General features: G+C 57.0%; 14 protein-coding genes, 1 tRNA gene and 1 riboswitch. Of the genes, 4 read left to right on the forward strand and 11 right to left on the reverse strand.

Translation table 11 applies throughout. The features are described 5' to 3' along the window. Positions 1 to 18: 18 nt before the first annotated feature. The gene (locus Q3H59_RS06920; RefSeq protein WP_309833964.1) at positions 19 to 1,416 is read right to left on the reverse strand and encodes a chitoporin ChiP; all 1,398 of its coding nucleotides are present in this window, start codon (positions 1,414 to 1,416) and stop codon (positions 19 to 21) included. A gap of 266 nt (positions 1,417 to 1,682) precedes the next feature. Next, positions 1,683 to 1,778: riboswitch (TPP riboswitch) on the forward strand. Positions 1,779 to 1,811: 33 nt separating this feature from the next. Between Q3H59_RS06920 and thiM the strand changes: the two genes are divergently transcribed. The 3 genes from thiM (at position 1,812) to fbaB (ending at position 4,594) form a co-directional block, all read left to right on the forward strand. Further along, the gene (gene thiM / locus Q3H59_RS06925; protein ID WP_280171875.1) at positions 1,812 to 2,597 is read left to right on the forward strand and encodes a hydroxyethylthiazole kinase; all 786 of its coding nucleotides are present in this window, start codon (positions 1,812 to 1,814) and stop codon (positions 2,595 to 2,597) included. Next, complete coding sequence (thiD, locus tag Q3H59_RS06930; protein ID WP_280171874.1) at positions 2,594 to 3,394, forward strand: bifunctional hydroxymethylpyrimidine kinase/phosphomethylpyrimidine kinase; 801 nt, start codon at positions 2,594 to 2,596, stop codon at positions 3,392 to 3,394. Before thiM ends, thiD begins: the two co-directional genes overlap by 4 nt. Positions 3,395 to 3,541: 147 nt before the next feature. After that, positions 3,542 to 4,594 carry a class I fructose-bisphosphate aldolase gene (fbaB, locus tag Q3H59_RS06935; protein ID WP_101763338.1) on the forward strand — a complete coding sequence of 351 codons (1,053 nt, stop codon included), beginning with the start codon at positions 3,542 to 3,544 and terminating at the stop codon, positions 4,592 to 4,594. Positions 4,595 to 4,750: 156 nt separating this feature from the next. Here fbaB and Q3H59_RS06940 read toward each other — a convergent pair whose 3' ends face one another. The 5 genes from Q3H59_RS06940 to Q3H59_RS06960 all read right to left on the reverse strand — a co-directional run bounded on the left by Q3H59_RS06940 (position 4,751) and on the right by Q3H59_RS06960 (position 9,703). Further along, positions 4,751 to 5,437, reverse strand: coding sequence for a GntR family transcriptional regulator (locus tag Q3H59_RS06940; protein WP_101763339.1), 687 nt, complete (start codon positions 5,435 to 5,437; stop codon positions 4,751 to 4,753). A gap of 98 nt (positions 5,438 to 5,535) precedes the next feature. Beyond that, positions 5,536 to 6,996: a mannitol dehydrogenase family protein gene (locus tag Q3H59_RS06945; RefSeq protein ID WP_309833969.1), complete on the reverse strand. Its 1,461-nt coding sequence runs from the start codon at positions 6,994 to 6,996 to the stop codon at positions 5,536 to 5,538. Between the two features lie 44 nt (positions 6,997 to 7,040). Then, positions 7,041 to 8,324: an MFS transporter gene (locus tag Q3H59_RS06950; RefSeq protein WP_309833971.1), complete on the reverse strand. Its 1,284-nt coding sequence runs from the start codon at positions 8,322 to 8,324 to the stop codon at positions 7,041 to 7,043. An 84-nt stretch (positions 8,325 to 8,408) separates the two neighbouring features. Beyond that, positions 8,409 to 9,419, reverse strand: a complete 1,011-nt coding sequence (locus Q3H59_RS06955) for a Zn-dependent oxidoreductase (RefSeq protein WP_309836648.1) — start codon at positions 9,417 to 9,419, stop codon at positions 8,409 to 8,411. Positions 9,420 to 9,627: 208 nt separating this feature from the next. After that, positions 9,628 to 9,703 (reverse strand) — tRNA-Asn (locus tag Q3H59_RS06960). Between the two features lie 306 nt (positions 9,704 to 10,009). Here Q3H59_RS06960 and Q3H59_RS06965 point away from each other — a divergent pair. Then, on the forward strand, positions 10,010 to 11,131 hold the full coding sequence (locus tag Q3H59_RS06965; RefSeq protein WP_309833973.1) for a Gfo/Idh/MocA family oxidoreductase: 1,122 nt from the start codon (positions 10,010 to 10,012) through the stop codon (positions 11,129 to 11,131). Between the two features lie 77 nt (positions 11,132 to 11,208). Here Q3H59_RS06965 and yegS read toward each other — a convergent pair whose 3' ends face one another. From yegS to mdtD, 5 genes are all read right to left on the reverse strand, one after another. Beyond that, entirely contained in the window at positions 11,209 to 12,108 is a 900-nt protein-coding gene (yegS, locus tag Q3H59_RS06970; RefSeq protein ID WP_101763344.1) for a lipid kinase YegS, read from the reverse strand. A gap of 249 nt (positions 12,109 to 12,357) precedes the next feature. Further along, a complete protein-coding gene (gene yegQ, locus Q3H59_RS06975; RefSeq protein WP_309833975.1) occupies positions 12,358 to 13,725 on the reverse strand; it encodes a tRNA 5-hydroxyuridine modification protein YegQ in 1,368 nt (455 codons plus the stop codon). Between the two features lie 145 nt (positions 13,726 to 13,870). Next, complete coding sequence (gene baeR, locus Q3H59_RS06980; protein ID WP_101763346.1) at positions 13,871 to 14,578, reverse strand: two-component system response regulator BaeR; 708 nt, start codon at positions 14,576 to 14,578, stop codon at positions 13,871 to 13,873. A 9-nt stretch (positions 14,579 to 14,587) separates the two neighbouring features. Beyond that, complete coding sequence (gene baeS, locus Q3H59_RS06985; RefSeq protein WP_101763347.1) at positions 14,588 to 15,973, reverse strand: two-component system sensor histidine kinase BaeS; 1,386 nt, start codon at positions 15,971 to 15,973, stop codon at positions 14,588 to 14,590. Continuing rightward, positions 15,970 to 17,376: a multidrug transporter subunit MdtD gene (gene mdtD, locus Q3H59_RS06990; protein ID WP_309833978.1), complete on the reverse strand. Its 1,407-nt coding sequence runs from the start codon at positions 17,374 to 17,376 to the stop codon at positions 15,970 to 15,972. Before mdtD ends, baeS begins: the two co-directional genes overlap by 4 nt. Between the last annotated feature and the right edge of the window lie 5 nt (positions 17,377 to 17,381).

Consider the following 17,381-nt stretch of genomic DNA (forward strand, 5'->3'; position numbering starts at 1 on the left):
GCTCCTGCCAGATCGGGGTCAAAACAGGGTGAATGGCGCGACGACCATAAATTTGATGTCTTTCTCGTCCTGGAAGATGATGCCGTAGCCGCCGCTATAGCTGGGAAGATCGCTGTGATTGTCGTAGCGGGTGTAGTGCAGTTTGAATTGGGTGTCTTTGGCGCGGCCTTGCTGGATGGTGTAAACCAGGTCGAGGCTCCACGCTGATTCTTTCAGGCGCTGATTTTGGTCGTAGAGGGGATTGGTGGAAGGCTTCGCGTCCCAACCGTAGGCGTACGATGTACCGACTTGCCAGCCAGGTAATTGCCAGTGTCCCAGATCCACCATCACACCGGCGAAGAGCGCTTTCTCACCGTTGGCGTTCCAGTCTGAGCGAGAATCCCACCACACGTCCATGCGGCCATTCGAGCTGGCGTAAGACGGCGTCATACGTTGCAGGAAGAAGCCCTGATTACCCTCGGCTTTTACCCATGTGCCTTCGAGGCGGAAATCGAACGCGCCGAGCGTGTAGCCGAACGTCAGCGCCTGCAGCCACGCGAGGCCATCGTAAACATCGTTCACCTGGCCAATGCCGCTGTTGTCACGATCCTTCGCGCCATAAAACTGATAACTGGTGCGCAACGGTGCATCGGCCAGCGGCAGCTGATAAGAGGCTTTGGCAAAATACTGATCCATGTAATTTGCCGCCTGGCCGTAGGCGCCTTCCAGCACCAGCGCGTTTTTAAAATCGTATTTGGCACCAAAGGATTGCAGCCACGGAATCTCCGTCACGCCATCGGCTTTACGGAAGTTGTACATGTCGCGATACCACGGCGCTTTGTATTCGTCAGTCCACATCCAGGAGACGGAAAGGGCGCCGGCGTCGCTAAAATCAAAGGTGGTGCCGGCCTCAACGCCGCGATAGGTGCCGGGCAGGAAGCTCCAGTGCGGTGCCAGCAGCGTCTGCCCGGTGGGCTGCAGATAGCCTGCGCGCAGCCAGTTATCCTGCCATTTTGCCTTGATGGCGGCTTTATAGAGACTTAAGCCGCTCTTATCTCCGCTCCAGTCCTCATCCCAGCGCGTACGGGCATTGCTGAAACCAATTTCATTCGGTGCCGCCGGGCCGCCGTTGCTTAACTCCAGCGCGCCAAACGCTGCCAGATCGAGGCCGATCACCTCACCGGCGTAACCGGATGAGAAGTCGAGATTGGCATTCGCAGAGGCGTGATGCAGATTGGCATCATACTGACCGTACGAGCCTTTTTGCGGATCCATCTCTTTGCGATCGCGCTGGCGTTGCCAGTAAAACAGATTGCCAGAGAGAGTGGCGTCTTCGACAAAACCCACGGCGTGGGCGGAGGGAACCGGCACAAAAGTGCCGGCAAACAGGGCAGAGACAATGGCCGCAGAGAGCGGCGCGCGTGGAATCCGACGCATAGCAAATCCTCCGTGATGCTTCCATGAATAATTAACAAATCCGTATTGTTTCGTCATGAAACAAGTTGCCGGCGATGCTATTTTTCGCGACGCGAATTATCAATGGAATTTATTACAAAGTATGACGCAGCACGCAAAAAAGCGTCGTTTTAAGGCGTTTTATCAATAAGTTACATGAATGTGTAATTTGTTGCTTTGTGAGCCAGATTCCAGGAAAGCGGCGTTTACTTGCTTTACCCCAACTTGTTCCCTATGCTCGCCAACGTAGTTTTGACTCGGGGTGCCCCTTTAATACAGGGCTGAGATACACCCGCCGACCTGATCTGGATAATGCCAGCGTAGGGAAGTCAGATGCCTGACCGCATTCGCCTTCTTGATCGCCGGTTGGGAGCCTTATGAAACAGCCTGACCTTCTTTCCCCCGCGCAACTCGCGCACTCTCTGCAATTGCTGCGTCAGCAAGCGCCGCTGGTGCACTGCATGACCAATGACGTGGTGCAAACCTTTACTGCCAACGTGCTGCTGGCACTGCAAGCTTCGCCCGCGATGGTGATCGATCCTGAAGAAGCGGCGCAGTTTGCCGGTTTTGCCGATGCGTTGTTGATAAACGTAGGTACGCTGACGCGCGAACGTCGTGATGCGATGTGGGCGGCGGTGCAAGCGGCGCAAACCGCAGGCACGCCGTGGACGCTGGATCCGGTGGCGGTCGGCGCACTAACGCTGCGCACCGCATTCTGTCAACAGTTACTGAGCCTGCAACCGGCGGCGATTCGCGGTAACGCTTCAGAAATTCTCGCACTGGCGCAACAGGCTAGCGGCGGACGCGGTGTCGACAGTCTGCATCAGGCCGATATCGCGTTAAGCGCTGCCCAGCAGCTGGCGCGTGATTACCACACCGTTGTGGCGGTGACCGGTGAAGTGGATTATGTCACTGACGGCGTGCAGACATTCGCCATCCCCGGCGGCAGCCCGCTGATGACGCGCGTGGTTGGCACCGGCTGCGCGTTGACGGCGGTGGTTGCCGCCTGCACCAGCTTGCCGGGCGATCGCCTGCAGCATGTCGCTGCGGCCTGCCGCGTGATGTCGCTGGCGGGTGAGCAGACAGCGCGCCAGGTCGCCGGGCCAGGCAGCTTTGCCGCTGCTTTCCTCGATACGCTGTGGACGCTGGAGGTCGAGGCATGAAACGCATCAATGCATTGACCATTGCTGGCACCGATCCGAGCGGCGGCGCAGGTATTCAGGCCGACCTCAAAGCTTTCTCCGCGCTGGGCGCGTATGGCACCAGCGTCATCACCGCGCTGGTGGCGCAGAACACCTGCGGCGTGCAGTCGGTGTATCGCATCGAACCTGATTTTGTTGGCGCACAGCTCGATTCGGTGCTGAATGATGTGCGCATTGATGCTGCGAAGATAGGCATGCTGTCCGAAACCGCTATTGTCGAGGTGGTCGCCGAGCGGCTGAAACGGGCCAGCCTGCCGTTTGTGGTGCTGGATACGGTGATGATTGCCAAAAGCGGCGATGCGCTGCTGTCGCCGGATGCGGTGGCGAGCGTGCGCGAATTGCTGCTGCCGCAGGTATCGCTGATCACACCAAACCTGCCGGAAGCCGCCGCGCTGCTGGGACGCGCGATGGCGCAGGATGAGAAAACCATGTTGCAGCAGGGCGATGCGCTGCTCGATCTTGGCTGCGAAGCGGTGCTGATGAAGGGCGGACACCTTAGCGATGCCGAAAGCCCGGACTGGCTGATTACCCGCGACGGACGTCAGCGCTTTACCGCGCCGCGCGTCAATACGCGCCACACGCACGGCACCGGATGCTCGCTTTCAGCCGCGCTGGCGGCGTTGCGTCCGCGCCATGATTGCTGGGCGGCAACGGTCGCTGAAGCCAAGGCGTGGCTGCAACAGGCGCTGCTGCACGCCGATTCGCTGGAGGTCGGCAAAGGCATTGGGCCGGTGCACCATTTCCATCAATGGTGGTAGGGCGTAACGCCAGATTGCCGCTTTTTCACTGCGCATCCGTCTGAAAAATGGAGTCAGCAATTTGCCAGCCTGGCGCTTTCCGGTCCAGGCTGTTGGGGGCGAATCGGCAACGGCCGGTTCCAATCCAGCCATTTATCAGGAGCGAACATGACGGACATCGTACAGTTATTGGGCAAAGAGGCGGATAGCCTTCTTCAACATCGCTGCATGACCATTCCAGCGGATAGCCTCTATTTACCCGGCGCGGATTATGTTGATCGCGTAATGATCGACAACAATCGTTCTCCTGCCGTACTGCGCAACATGCAAACGCTGTACAACACCGGACGTTTAGCCGGCACCGGCTATTTGTCGATTTTGCCGGTCGATCAGGGCGTTGAGCACTCGGCGGGCGCATCCTTTGCGGCCAATCCAGCTTATTTTGATCCAAAAAACATTGTTGAGCTGGCGATTGAAGCCGGCTGTAACTGCGTCGCCTCTACCTACGGCGTGCTGGCTTCGGTTTCTCGTCGTTACGCGCACCGCATTCCGTTTATGGTGAAGCTGAACCACAACGAAACGCTGAGCTATCCGACGCAATACGATCAGACGTTGTACGCCAGCGTGGAACAGGCCTTCAATCTGGGCGCGGTGGCGGTTGGCGCCACCATCTACTTTGGTTCTGAACAATCACGTCGCCAGATTGAAGAGATCTCGGCGGCCTTTGAACGTGCGCACGAGCTGGGCATGGTGACGGTGCTGTGGGCCTATCTGCGTAATGATGCGTTCAAGAAAGAGGGCGTCGATTATCACGCCAGCGCCGATTTAACTGGCCAGGCCAACCATCTGGCGGCGACCATCGGTGCGGATATCGTCAAGCAGAAGATGGCGGAGAATAACGGCGGCTATAACGCGGTGAAGTTTGGTCACACCGATGAGCGCGTCTATAGCAAGTTGACTTCGGAAAACCCGATAGATTTGGTGCGTTACCAGCTGGCGAACTGCTATATGGGACGCGCAGGTTTGATCAACTCCGGCGGCGCTTCTGCGGGCGAAACGGATATCGCGGAGTCAGTGCGTACGGCGGTGATCAATAAGCGTGCCGGCGGCATGGGGCTGATTCTGGGGCGCAAGGCGTTTAAGAAGACGTTGAAAGAGGGCGTGCAGTTGATTAATGCGGTGCAGGATGTGTATTTGTCGAAGGATGTGACGATTGCTTGATTGAGTGGGGGCTGTGCTCGCTGTCCCCCATCCCGGCCTTCCCCCGCAAGCGGGGGAAGGAGATGCTGCCACATGCTGCTTCAACACTTACATTTTGCAGCATCTTCCTCCCCCATTAATGGGGGAGGACCGAGGAGGGGGACAGCGAGCACTAAATCAAGGCGCCTCAAACCACTCACTATTACGCTCGGCAATCGGCGTAATGGTCAAAATCATCTCCTGCAGATGACGGCGCATTGCGCTTTCAGCTGCGTCAACATCATGCGCTTTCAAGGCGTTATAGATATCTTCATGCTGCTGAATCAAACGCTCCGGCGGTGACACTTCGCTCAGGGTCAGAAAGCGCACGCGGTCCATGGTAGCTTTAATGTTCTCCACCGTTTCCCACGCTAGCAGGCAATTAATCCCTTCAGCAATCAAGCGGTGAAACTCATCGTCCAGCCCCAGGAAAGCCTGGCTGTCATGACGTTCAGCGGCGAGACGCTGCAGCTGCAGGTTATGCTCCAGCGCCATCAATCCGGTCGCACCCATCTCCTGCGCGGCGCGGCGAACCACGGCGATCTCTACCGCTTCACGGATAAAGCGACCGTCGGCCACGCGCTGAGCGGAGATTTTGCGCACGAAGGTGCCGCGCTGCGGTAGCACCTGCACCAGTCCGGCTTCCGCCAGCTTGATAAAGGCTTCACGTACCGGCTGACGTGACACGTTAAAACGCGCCGACACTTCCTTCTCCGACAGCAGCGAGCCCGGATGAATAACGCAGGTCACAATATCTTTGCGCAGATAACGATAGATCTGCTGATTTACCGGTTCGCTGGTGGTTATGGTATAGGCAGTCGACATGCAGCAATATCCGTATTACGGCTGGCATCTGCCAGCCCGTTAAGAAAGGTTCAGTCTAATCAGCACGCTGCGTCTGCGCTACACATTTGTGCAGGCGCTTAGCCTTGTGTGACGAGGCTTTGAACGGTGGCGCGCGCGCCCTGTTTAACCAGTTGCTGATAGAGTTCAGTCACGCGTGAGACAAAGGCGGGCTGCTGCTGCAGATCGTCACCGAACACGGCGTTGAGGCCGAGCAACGCCCTAACGCGTGGCGCACCGTCCTCACTGTTGGCCACAATGTCCGCCAGCTGATCTTTCAGCGGATCGCGAATCTCAATGGCCTGACCTTGCTCATCCACACCGCTGACATAGCGCATCCAGCCCACCACACCCAGCAACACGAAATCGCACGAGGTGCCATTGCGCAGATGCCAGCGCGCGCTATCCAGCAGGCGCTGCGGCAGTTTTTGCGTGCCATCGGTGGCGATTTGATAGGTACGATGTTTGATGGCGCGATTCTCGTAACGCGCAATCAGGGAATCAGCGTAGGCGTCGAGATCGACGCCTTGCGTGCGCAGCGTCGGCGCCTGATCCTGCAACATCAACGCGCGCGCCGCCGCACGATAGCTGGCATCGGCCATGCAATCGCTGATGTGTTCATAACCGGCGAGAAAACCGAGATACGCGAGGAACGAGTGGCTGCCGTTGAGCATCCGCAGCTTCATCTCTTCGAACGGCAGCACATCGCTGACCAGCTCAGCGCCCGCGTTTTCCCACGCCGGACGTCCGTTAACGAAGTTGTCTTCGATGACCCACTGGAAAAACGGTTCGGCTTCAACCGCCACCGGATCGCGGCTGCCCAAACGTTCCGCCAGCGTGTCGAACGCGGCATCGGTCATGGCCGGGACGATGCGATCAACCATGGTCGAAGGGAAGGTGATGTGCGCCTGGATATATTCAGCCAGCGCAGGGTTGTGGCGCTCGGCCAACTGGGTGATCACGTTGCGCGTGACATGACCGTTCTCTGGCATATTGTCGCAGGACATCACGCTAAACGGCGGCAAATTGCGTTCGCGGCGGCGGATAATGGCCGCCAGAATCAAGCCGGGCAGCGAACGTGGCTCACCAGGATGAGCGAGGTCGTGCACAATATCGGGATGATCGGGATTGAGCTTGCCGCTCGACGGCATGTAGCAATAACCTTTCTCGGTTACGGTCATCGAGACAATCGCCACGTCCGGCTGGCTCATCGCCTCGATCACCGCCTCAATGCCGTCGCCTTTGCCATGCAGCGCTTGCGTCACCACGCCAATCACCCGCGTGTGTAAACTCTCATCCGCCATTTCGGTTAGCGTGTAGAGCAGATCCTGCTGACGCAGCGCCTGAATCAGCGTGCCGCTGTTGAGATTCACTTCGCAATAGCCCCAGTCGCTGCCCTGAGCGGCCAGCTTATCGGTCGCCAGCGCCTGATGCGCGCGGTGGAAGGCGCCAAAGCCGATGTGCACCATGCGGGTCTTGAGTTGGCTACGATCGTAAGCGGGGCGTTGGACATCAGCGGTGAGGCGTTCAAGCTCTAACATAGTCATTCCTTTTAGCAAATGGGGCGCTCAGCGCCCCATGAGATTTACACTGAAACCGGTTTATTGGTGGCTTTAGGTTCACGAATCACCAGCAGTACCAGCAGCGCGCCGACGCCAGCCACCGCACCTGCGAGGATAAAGGCGCTGTCAAACTTACCGGAGTGCTGCACGATGAAGCCAGTCACCACCGGGCCGATCACACCGGACAAGCTACCAATCAGATGGATAAAGCCACTGATGCTGCCGACACGGCTTTTGTGCACCACGTCCTGCACAATCGCCCAGTAAATTGCGCCGGTGATGTAGAGGAAGAAGATGGAGATCGACATCATGATCACCGCCGAGTTGACCTCTTTTATCGTACCTGCCAGCGCCACGCAAATCGCCGCGGCGGTAAGTGAAACCACCAGCACAATTTTTCGTGAAAGCAGCAGCTTGCCGGTGATGTTGAAAATCTTATCGGAGATCCAGCCACCCAGCGCCAGGCCCACGAAGCCAACAATCCACGGGATCATGGTGGTGATGCTCATCGCTTTGATATCGAGGCCGTGCGCCTGCACCAGATACGCCGGGAACCAGCTCAGGAAGAAGAACAGAATGTAGTTGTAGCAGAAGAAGGCAAAGGCGGTGACCAGAATGATCGGCTGGCGCAGATAAAAGCCTAAACCGTGCGCGGCACCGCTTGAGTCGATCACGTCGGCCGGTTCTTCGGCTTTCAGTTTTTCTACTAAGGCACGCTCTTCTGCCGATACGCGCTTACTTTTCGCCGGAGTATCTGACGCGAAGAAGAACCACAGCGCCAGCCAGACGAAGCCAATCGCGGCGATTACCACAAACGCCGGACGCCAGCCGAACGACAGCGCCAGATAACCGACAATCGGACCGGCAACTGCGCCACCCAGCGGTGAACCCGAGCTGAGTAAGCCCATTGCGGTGGCGGCCTGTTTTTTCGGGAACCAGCCGTTAATGGCTTTGTTCGCTGAGGCAGAGATGGGGCCTTCCGCCATGCCAAACAGCACGCGCAGAATCATCATCGACCAGAAGCCAGTCGCCATCGCGGTCAGGCCGCAGAACAGCGACCACATGCCAACGCCGGTGCCGAGCACGATGGTCGGGCCAAATTTATCCGTCGCCAGGCCACCGATGAAGTTAAACAGGGCATAACCGAAGAAGAAGCTGCCGAAAATCATGCCGAACTGCTCGGCGTTGATCATCAGGTCTTTTTCCACCAGCGGTACCGTCAGAGAGAGGGCGATACGATCAAGGTAGTTGATCATAAACACCAGGAACAACAGCAGTACGAGGGTCCAGCGCAGGTTCTTAAACATAGAAACTCCGTCATCGTCATTTTTTATAGTAATAATGCCGGCGGGTAAGGGACCGGCATGGGGACACCTGGTGTGCGGGTTAACTTAACCCATTTGTAGGATCACTTTGCAGCAGGTGCGGGGATCTTTTTCGAACAGCGTCATGGCTTGCTCAACGTCTGCCAGCGGGAAATAGTGCGTCACCAGTTTCTCCGGCTGGATCTGGCCTTGCTCAATCCACTCAATCACCTGCGGGAAGCGATTGCTGTTGAGACGCGAGGTGAACAGCGACAGCTCTTTGCTGGTGAGACTTTGCTGCGTGATGCTGCACGGCTCGCCAGAAAAACCCAGCAGGCCGATACGCGCCGCCGGTGAGGCGAGGGCGGCGGCTTCTGCCAGGATCGAAGGGTGACAGGCGGCGTCGATAATCAGCGTTGGCTGCACGCCTTCCAGCTGCGCGGCGAGTGGAATTTCGCTGTTGTTGAACACCTGATCGGCACCGTTTTCCTGCGCCAGCGACAGCCGTTCTGGCAGACGATCAACCACCAATACCTGTTCAACGCCATACACGCCTTTCAGCACCTGAATGGCGGTGAGGCCCATTGGCCCGGCACCGTAAATCAGCGCCACATCGTTTGGCTGTGGTTTGAGGAAGGCGGTGATATTGGCCGCGATGGTGAAAGGTTCGACCATGCTTGCGAGTTTGTCGGGAACGCTATCCGGCAGGCGGAAGGCGTTTTTTGCTGGTGCCACGGCATATTCGCTAAAGCCACCGTCGCGGTGCACGCCAATCACCTGCAACGCTGTGCAGACGTTCGGGCGACCAATCGAGCAGGGATAGCAGTGACCGCAGCTGACCACCGGATCGACCGCCACACGTTCGCCAATGCGGCTGGCGGCAACGTCATCGCCGACCGCATCAATCAGGCCGAAGAATTCGTGACCAATCACGCGCGGATATTTAGCGAAAGGATTGTGACCGTGCCAGATATGCACGTCCGAACCGCAGATGCTGGCAAATTGCACCTTCACGCGTACTTCACCGGCAGCGGGTTGCGGCAGCGGACGCTCTGCTAATACCAGTTCACCCGGTTGCTCAATCACTACACTTTTCATCATCTACTCCAACGGGAATGCAATGATGAAAAAATACGCGCACTAATACTACCATACAAGTCGGCGTTAAAGAGTTGTGAAGAGAATCACAGAGGAACAGTTACGTAGGGGCGCCATTCATGGCGACCAGGAAATCACGGCCACCTTAAATGGCGACGCTGAAATGACAAAAACCCGCTCAGGTTTCCCTGAGCGGGTTTTTTGAATTTGGCTCCTCTGACTGGACTCGAACCAGTGACATACGGATTAACAGTCCGCCGTTCTACCGACTGAACTACAGAGGAATCGTTTGAACGGGGCGCATATTATCGAGCGGCCCTCGCCTTGTCAAAACTCTTTTTCACAATTCGTTCTGACTGCTGAATAAAGCGTCAATTGCGCGCCATGAGCGGACTCAGCGCGGCAAAATCACAACTGATACAACATCTTTTGTGACGATGATCACCATCTCTATGCAAAATTACATTCTGATTTGTCGATTTTGTCAGATACCTCGCATGCATGATCACAGATATTTCATTTCGCCGTTGTCGGGGCCAAAAGCGAAACATATATTCCAGATCAACTCTTAAGCGAATGCGGGAATAGTCATGAACAAAGTCAGAATTGGAATGATTGGCAGTGGTTACATCGGTCGTTGTCACGCGATTGCTTACGCTCAGGCACCTACGGTTTTTGCCCTGAAAGGCGAGATCGTGCGTGAAATGCTGGCGGAAGTGAACCCAGAGCTGGCAGCAAAACAGGCGGCAACTTTTGGCTTTGCCCGTTCTACCGGCGACTGGCACGAGCTGGTGCGCGATCCGAACATCGATGTGGTTGATATCTGCGCGCCGAACTTCCTGCATAAAGAGATGGCGCTGGAAGCGATTCGCAACGGCAAGCACGTTTACTCTGAGAAACCGCTATCGCTATCAGTGGCCGATGCGGAAGAGATGGTACAAGCGGCGCAGCAGGCGGGCGTTAAAACGCTGGTCGGCTTTAACTACATGAAAAACCCCACCAGCCAACTGGCGCGCGAAATTATCGCGCGTGGTGAAATCGGCGATGTGGTGCACTTCTACGGCACGCACAATGAAGATTATCTGGCACGGCCGGAAACGCCGCTCGATTGGCACTGCCAGAAAGCGTTGGCCGGATTAGGCGCGCTTGGCGACCTCGCTGCGCATATTGTGAATATGGCGCACTATTTGGTCGGTGATATTGAAGAAGTCAGCGGCGATATGATGACGGTGATTAAAGAGCGTCCGGATCCGAAGGATGCTTCACGCCTGCTGCCGGTGGAAAACGAAGATCAGGCCAGCGCCTTGCTGCGCTTTAAAAACGGTGCGCACGGCGTGTTTGAAACCTCGCGAATCGCCTGCGGCAGCAAAATGGGCCTGACGTATGTGGTCACCGGTACCAAAGGCACGCTGCGTTATACCCAGGAACGTATGGCCGAGCTGGAGCTGTATATTCACGATGAACCGGCAGGCCGCCAGGGTTTCAAAACCATTTTGACCGGTCCGGCGCATCCGGATTACGCCAACTTCTGCGTCTCTGCCGGGCACGGCATCGGTTTCAACGATCAGAAAACCGTCGAGATTCGCGATTTAATCAATGGCATTGCCGCTGGCGATCGCATGTGGCCAGATTTCGCCGAAGGATTGCAGGTGCAGAAGGTGCTGGAAGCTGTCGCGGTTTCCTCACTGGAACGCCGCTGGATGAAAGTGTAATCACACTTAACTGAACAACATCGTAGCGGCGCAATGTATTGCGCGCCGTTGAAAGCGCGCCGCTACGGTAATGTGCGTTAAGCAAGTAACGGGCATTGAGGCGGTAAACGGCAGCTAAGTGCGCCCGCCATCACTTCAATCTCAAACTCACTTCCCGTCAGCGGTTCGCCATCCAGATTAAACGTCATCTCATGCGGTGAACGGATGGTGAGCGACTGCAGCTGCGCCGTGACGATATTCGGATTTTCATCATCACGCGTCAGCGAATGCAGCAACGTTGGCAGCAGCTCTTGCGAGGTGACGATGCTGAGGTTGAGCTGTCCGTCATTGATTAAGGCATCCGGGCAGAGCTTTTGTCCGCCACCAGCCTGACGTCCATTGCCAATGCCAATCACCAGCGCATCGCCTTGCCAGTTAAAGCCGGGGCCGCTGATTTCGCAGCGATCCGGTTTCAGCGCATCGACGCGCATCAAACCATGAATAAAGTACGACACGCCGCCGAGCGCCGATTTCAGCTTTTCAGGCGTTTCGGTGGTGATGCGTGTACCAAATCCGCCGGTCGCCATATTGATAAAGTAGCGATCGCCGTTCACGCGCGCCAAATCGATAGCCGTGGCTTTTCCCACCAGCGCGAGACGTAAAGCCGGTTCCATCCCTTCGGGAATACCGACGCTGGTGGCGAAATCATTGGCGGTGCCGAGCGGTAAAATGCCCAGCGCCGGACGCTGCTGCTCGGGTAATCCCGCCAGCGCGGTGGCGATCTCATTAATGGTGCCATCACCGCCGCCAGCCACCACGGTTTCTGCCTGCAAAGCGACCGCTTCTTGTACATAACGATCGCCATCACCTTTTTCCCAGGTGACGCGCACCGCCAGATTAAAGCCTTCATCACGCAGCGTATTCACCGCAGCGCGCAAATCTTCATTACCTGCGCCTTTCCCGTTGAGGATCAGCAGCGTCAGCGGTTTGTTTTGCATTATCAGTTCCTTGATGCGAGAGACAGAGCACTGGTTATAGCATAGCTGGGGAGAGAACTTTATCGGCGGGCGACGAAAAAATCGGTGGGCGATCAAAAAAGAAAACCCGCACGGGGGAGCCGGGCGGGTGAATGAGGTGGTTCCTGGTACTACCTGCTTTTATTCTTACTCGTTAGCAGCAGGCGAGATTCTAAAGCGAGGCGAAGAAAGGGTCTGTGATCCTACTCTAACTTCGCCATTTTCTTTTCTTTATGTGCGATTTTTCCCATGTGGATCGTAGGTGCTGTTGCCATCGGTGAAATTACGCAACAGCAGGGCAAAGGCGAGGTTGACCGATTCCGGGACCGGGATCCACACGCGGTGTCCATCGCCTGGCGCCACGTCCACTGCCGATCCTTTATCGTTCTGCATGGTTTCCAGCGTGCAATTGAGGTTGCCTTCGGGCGTCATGATCTCGACAGAATCCCCGAGCATAAACTTATTCTTCACCGCAATCTGCGCCCAGTCACCGCGACGTTCGCCGGTGAATTCTCCGACAAACTGCTGGCGCTCGGAGATGGAGAAACCTTGCTGGTAGTTCTGATAGCTGTCATGGGTATGGCGACGCAGGAAACCTTCGGTGTAACCGCGATGCGCCAAACCTTCCAGCGTCTCCAGCAGAGTCGGATCGAAGGGCTTACCTGCAGCGGCATCATCAATGGCACGGCGATAAACCTGCGCGGTGCGCGCGCAGTAGTAGAAGGATTTGGTGCGGCCTTCGATTTTCAGCGAGTGCACACCCATTTGGCTAAGACGTTCAACGTGCGCCACCGCACGCAAATCTTTTGAGTTCATGATGTAGGTGCCGTGTTCATCTTCGAAGGCGCTCATCACCTCACCCGGCTTCATCTTCTCTTCCAGCAGGAACACCCGGTCAGTGGTGGCGCCGACGCCCAAAGTCGGCTCCTGCACCTTAACCGGCTCATGGAAACCGACGATATTGCCCATCTCATCCTGCTTGCCTTCTTCCACTTTGTATTCCCAGCGGCAGGCATTGGTGCAGGTCCCTTGATTAGGATCGCGTTTGTTGAGGTAGCCCGAGAGCAGGCAGCGGCCGGAGTAAGCCATGCACAGCGCGCCGTGCACGAAGATCTCAATCTCCATTTCCGGCACCTGCTGACGGATTTCTGCAATCTCATCCAGCGATAGCTCGCGTGAAAGAATCACGCGCGTCAGCCCCATCTGCTGCCAGAATTTCACCGTGGCCCAGTTGACCGCGTTGGCCTGCACCGACAGATGAATCGGCATCTGCGGAAAGGCTTCACGCACCAGCATAATCAGGCCGGGATCGGACATGATCAGCGCGTCCGGCTGCATGGCAATGACCGGCGTCAGATCGCGGATAAAGGTTTTCAGTTTGGCGTTGTGCGGGGCGATGTTGACCACCACGTAGAATTTCTTACCGAGCGCATGGGCTTCTTTGATGCCCTGCGCCAGAATCTCGTGGGTGAATTCGTTGTTGCGCACGCGCAGGCTGTAGCGCGGTTGGCCAGCGTAGACGGCATCAGCGCCATAGGCAAAGGCATAGCGCATATTCTTCAGCGATCCCGCTGGAGAAAGCAGTTCAGGTTTAAACATGGATTTTCTCACTGATGTCAGGTCAGCATGCCATCGTGGATGGCAGGTGCAGCGGCCGCATTATACGGCCCTGCAAAAGGTGGGGAATTGTAGGCAGGCCCGCACCCGATGTAAATTGACCTGGATCAATGTAAGCCGTTGCAGGCTACAGCAAGCGGCAGACGTCGGCTTCCCAGCGATAACCCATGCCGTACACCGCGCGGATAAACGGCTGTTCCGCATCGAGGCTTTCCAGCTTGCGGCGCAGGTTTTTGATGTGACTGTCGATAGTGCGATCGGTGACTACGCGGTAATCGTCGTAGAGATGATTGAGCAACTGCTCGCGCGAGAACACTTTTCCCGGCTCCAGCGCCAGCGTTTTCAGCAGACGAAATTCGGCGGGCGTCAGCTCCAGCTGTTGTTCACGCCAGCTGGCCTGAAAGCGGCTCTCATCAATATGCAGAGGCGATTCCTGCTGCGCCTCTTCCGGCGAACGTTTGACGCGGCGCAAAATGGTTTTGACGCGCGCCACCACTTCACGCGGGCTGAACGGCTTGCAGATGTAGTCATCCGCGCCGATTTCCAGCCCCAGCAGGCGATCAATCTCCTCGGTGCGCGCGGTCACCATGATGATCGGCAGTTCCGAGAAACGTCGAATTTCGCGGCACAGCGTTAAGCCGTCGCGGCCGGGCAGCATCAAATCCAGCAGCATCAGGTCCGGCGGCGTGTGCTGAACATAGCTCAACACCGCGTTACCGTCGGCAATGTGGTGCGTGCGATAGTTGGACGCCTGCAGATAATCAATCATCAGCTGCGCCAGTTTGGGTTCATCTTCTACAACAAGGATCAGAGGATCGCTATTTTCCGGGCTCATAAGTGGCGTCTAGTGAGGAACATACGGCAAGTTTAGCGTGATTTGCAGTCCACCTAAATCAGAGTGATCCGCACTGATGCTGCCGTCATGCGCTTCCACGATGTTTTTACAGATCGCCAGGCCAAGCCCAGAGCCGCCGCTGGCGCGATTGCGTGAACTTTCCGCGCGGAAAAATCGTTCAAATAATTGTGCCTGATGGGCCGGATCAACGCCCGGCGCGCTATCCGCAAACCGCAGTTGCCAGTTTTCGCCCGCCAGCTGCATCGAGAGCTGCACCGCGCCACCGCTGTCGGTGTAACGCAGGCTGTTTTCCAGCAAATTGGTGAACAGCTGCATCAGGCGATCGGGATCGCCAAAGCTCTCCGCCTGCGCGGGTAACGCCAGATTAAGAGCTAAGCCGCGGCTGCGATAGCGTTCGCCGAAGCTGCCGGCCACCACTTCCAGCAGAGTGACCAGATCAACCGGCTGCTTGCGATAGGCGAGGGCGCCTGCGTCAGATAATGACAGCTGATGCAGATCCTCCACCAGTTTCGTCAGCACCACCACTTCACTTTGCAATGAACTGATGGCTTCCGGCGTCAGCTTGCGCACGCCATCCTGCATCGCTTCCAGCTCACCGCGCAGAATCGCCAGCGGCGTGCGCAGTTCATGGGAGATGTCGGCCATAAAGGCGCGGCGGTTGCTTTCGTTCTTTTCCAGCGAGCTGGCAAGCTGGTTGAAGTCGCGGCCCAGTTGGCCGAGTTCATCGCTGCTGCCGACTTCCACGCGGGTAGCGAAATTGCCCGCCGCCAAATGGTGCGTGCCATCCACCAGCCGTTTTACCGGTGCCAGTAAACCGCGCGCCAGCAGCCAGGTGACCAGCGCGGCGAGTAACCCGGTCAGCGCCACAATCATCCAGCTGGTGCGTCGCTGCTGCTGATCAAAGTTGATGTCGGTGCTGCGCGTCAGACGTTCTGCCGGTGAGGCAATCACCCAGCCAACAATTTTGCCGTTGCTGGTGGTGATATTGCGCCGGGTACCTTCCGGCGGCACCGGCTGGCGCGGCCCTGACAGCACTTTGTATTGCTGATCGATAATCCAGAACTGCGTGCGCCAGCCGTGCGGCGGTAACTGATTCACGCTGCCCGGATTCTGCTCCAGCGAGCGCAAAATTGAAAAAATCAGCTTGTCATTGCTGCGCAGAAAATCCCAGCTACCGTGCTGTTCATACTGATCGGCCAGCGCATCGCTCAGCAGGGTTAAGCGCTGCTCGTTGCCCTTTTTGATGTAATCCACAAAGCCGTGCTCAAAGCTGAGCCGCACGCCCCAATGCATGGTGATGATCACCAGCATGCAGGTGGAAAAAATCGCCGCAAACAGCTTGGCACCAATGCCCCATTTTACCGGCCGCTTCATCCTTTGCTCCTGCCTCTAAGGTCAACGTTTTTACTGACATCCTTCGGTACGTGCCAGAACACCAGCGCCGGCAGCGCAATCACCAGCGCCATGCACAGATAGGTGTAAATGAAGGTTTGATGCGCCGCCGCGCTGTCGGTTACCACGCCGTGGCCAAATGCGCCCAGCAGCAAACCGGCCACGGTGACGCCAATACTCATCGACAGCTGCATGATCATCGATAACAACGAGTTGCCGCTGGAAGCCAGATCGTCCGGCAGTTCCTTTAGCGTCAAGGTATTCATCGAAGAGAAGCGGATGGCGTTGACCATGCCCTGCAGCAGTAACACCACCGGCAGCAGCCAAATCCATCCCAGCAGCGCCACCAGCGGGAACAGCAGCACCACCAGCGCCAGCGCCAGGGTCGCGCCGACCAGCGCATTGCGATAGCCGAACAGGTTGACGATGCGCACCACCACGCGCTTAGTCCCCATATTGCCGAGCACCATTGGAATCATCATCAATCCGGCGTGGAATGGGCTATAGCCGAGGCCGACCTGCAGGAAAATGGGCGTCATAAACGGCAGCATGCCGCTACCGATGCGGCCGGTAAAACTGCCGATCAGGCCAATTGAATAGATGCGGTTATCAAACAGTTTCAGGCTGAACAGCGCGTTATCGTTGTTGCGGCCGTGCATCAGGTAGAACAACAGTGAAAACACCCCAACCAGAATCAGTAAGCCGAGCAACAGCGGCGATCCGCCGGCGCTGCGCTGACCATCCAGCGCCAGCGTTAAGGTCGCCATGCCGACGGCCAGCAGCACAAAACCGAGGAAATCGAAGCGCCGCGTCTGCATGGTGTAATTCGGCATCAGCGTCAGCGTGGCAATCGCACCAATGATGCCAACCGGAATGTTGATCAGGAAAATCCAGTGCCAGCTGGCGTACTGCACCAGAACCCCGCCCAGCGCCGGGCCAAGCAGCGGACCAATTTGTCCCGGCGTGGTGACGAAGGTCATCGCCGACATATATTGCTCGCGCGGCACAATTTTCATCACCGTTAAGCGGCCAACCGGCACCATCATCGCGCCACCAATGCCTTGCACCACGCGCGCCATAATCAGCTCATCGAGCGTGGCGGAGAAGGCGCACAGCAGCGAGCCGATGCTGAACAGCACAATCGCGCAGAAGAAGATATTGCGCACGCCAAAACGGTCCGCCAGCCAGCCGCTGATCGGCAACGTAATCGCCACGGTCAGCACATAAGAGACGATCACCGAGTGCATATTCAGCGGGCTGACGTTGAGATCGCGCGCCATCGACGGGATCGCGGTATTGACGATGGTGGTATCCAGCGCCTGCATAAAGAAGCCAAACGCGACGATCCACAGCTGCCAGCGCACGGTGGCGTTTTGAGGTGACATGCAGG

Origin of the sequence: Pantoea sp. SORGH_AS_0659 (assembly GCF_031453915.1) — a bacterium.
GTDB classification, from domain to species: Bacteria; Pseudomonadota; Gammaproteobacteria; order Enterobacterales; family Enterobacteriaceae; genus Pantoea; species Pantoea leporis.

Bases quoted from the DNA above. Each gene is read 5' to 3' on its own strand.
- thiD (WP_280171874.1), top strand. From the start codon at position 2,594: ATGAAACGCATCAATGCATTGACCATTGCTGGCACCGATCCGAGCGGC.
- fbaB (WP_101763338.1), top strand. From the start codon at position 3,542: ATGACGGACATCGTACAGTTATTGGGCAAAGAGGCGGATAGCCTTCTT.
- Q3H59_RS06950 (WP_309833971.1), bottom strand. From the start codon at position 8,324: ATGTTTAAGAACCTGCGCTGGACCCTCGTACTGCTGTTGTTCCTGGTG.
- Q3H59_RS06945 (WP_309833969.1), bottom strand. From the start codon at position 6,996: ATGTTAGAGCTTGAACGCCTCACCGCTGATGTCCAACGCCCCGCTTAC.
- yegQ (WP_309833975.1), bottom strand. From the start codon at position 13,725: ATGTTTAAACCTGAACTGCTTTCTCCAGCGGGATCGCTGAAGAATATG.
- Q3H59_RS06955 (WP_309836648.1), bottom strand. From the start codon at position 9,419: ATGAAAAGTGTAGTGATTGAGCAACCGGGTGAACTGGTATTAGCAGAG.
- Q3H59_RS06920 (WP_309833964.1), bottom strand. From the start codon at position 1,416: ATGCGTCGGATTCCACGCGCGCCGCTCTCTGCGGCCATTGTCTCTGCC.
- Q3H59_RS06965 (WP_309833973.1), top strand. From the start codon at position 10,010: ATGAACAAAGTCAGAATTGGAATGATTGGCAGTGGTTACATCGGTCGT.
- thiM (WP_280171875.1), top strand. From the start codon at position 1,812: ATGAAACAGCCTGACCTTCTTTCCCCCGCGCAACTCGCGCACTCTCTG.
- baeS (WP_101763347.1), bottom strand. From the start codon at position 15,973: ATGAAGCGGCCGGTAAAATGGGGCATTGGTGCCAAGCTGTTTGCGGCG.
- mdtD (WP_309833978.1), bottom strand. From the start codon at position 17,376: ATGTCACCTCAAAACGCCACCGTGCGCTGGCAGCTGTGGATCGTCGCG.
- Q3H59_RS06940 (WP_101763339.1), bottom strand. From the start codon at position 5,437: ATGTCGACTGCCTATACCATAACCACCAGCGAACCGGTAAATCAGCAG.
- baeR (WP_101763346.1), bottom strand. From the start codon at position 14,578: ATGAGCCCGGAAAATAGCGATCCTCTGATCCTTGTTGTAGAAGATGAA.
- yegS (WP_101763344.1), bottom strand. From the start codon at position 12,108: ATGCAAAACAAACCGCTGACGCTGCTGATCCTCAACGGGAAAGGCGCA.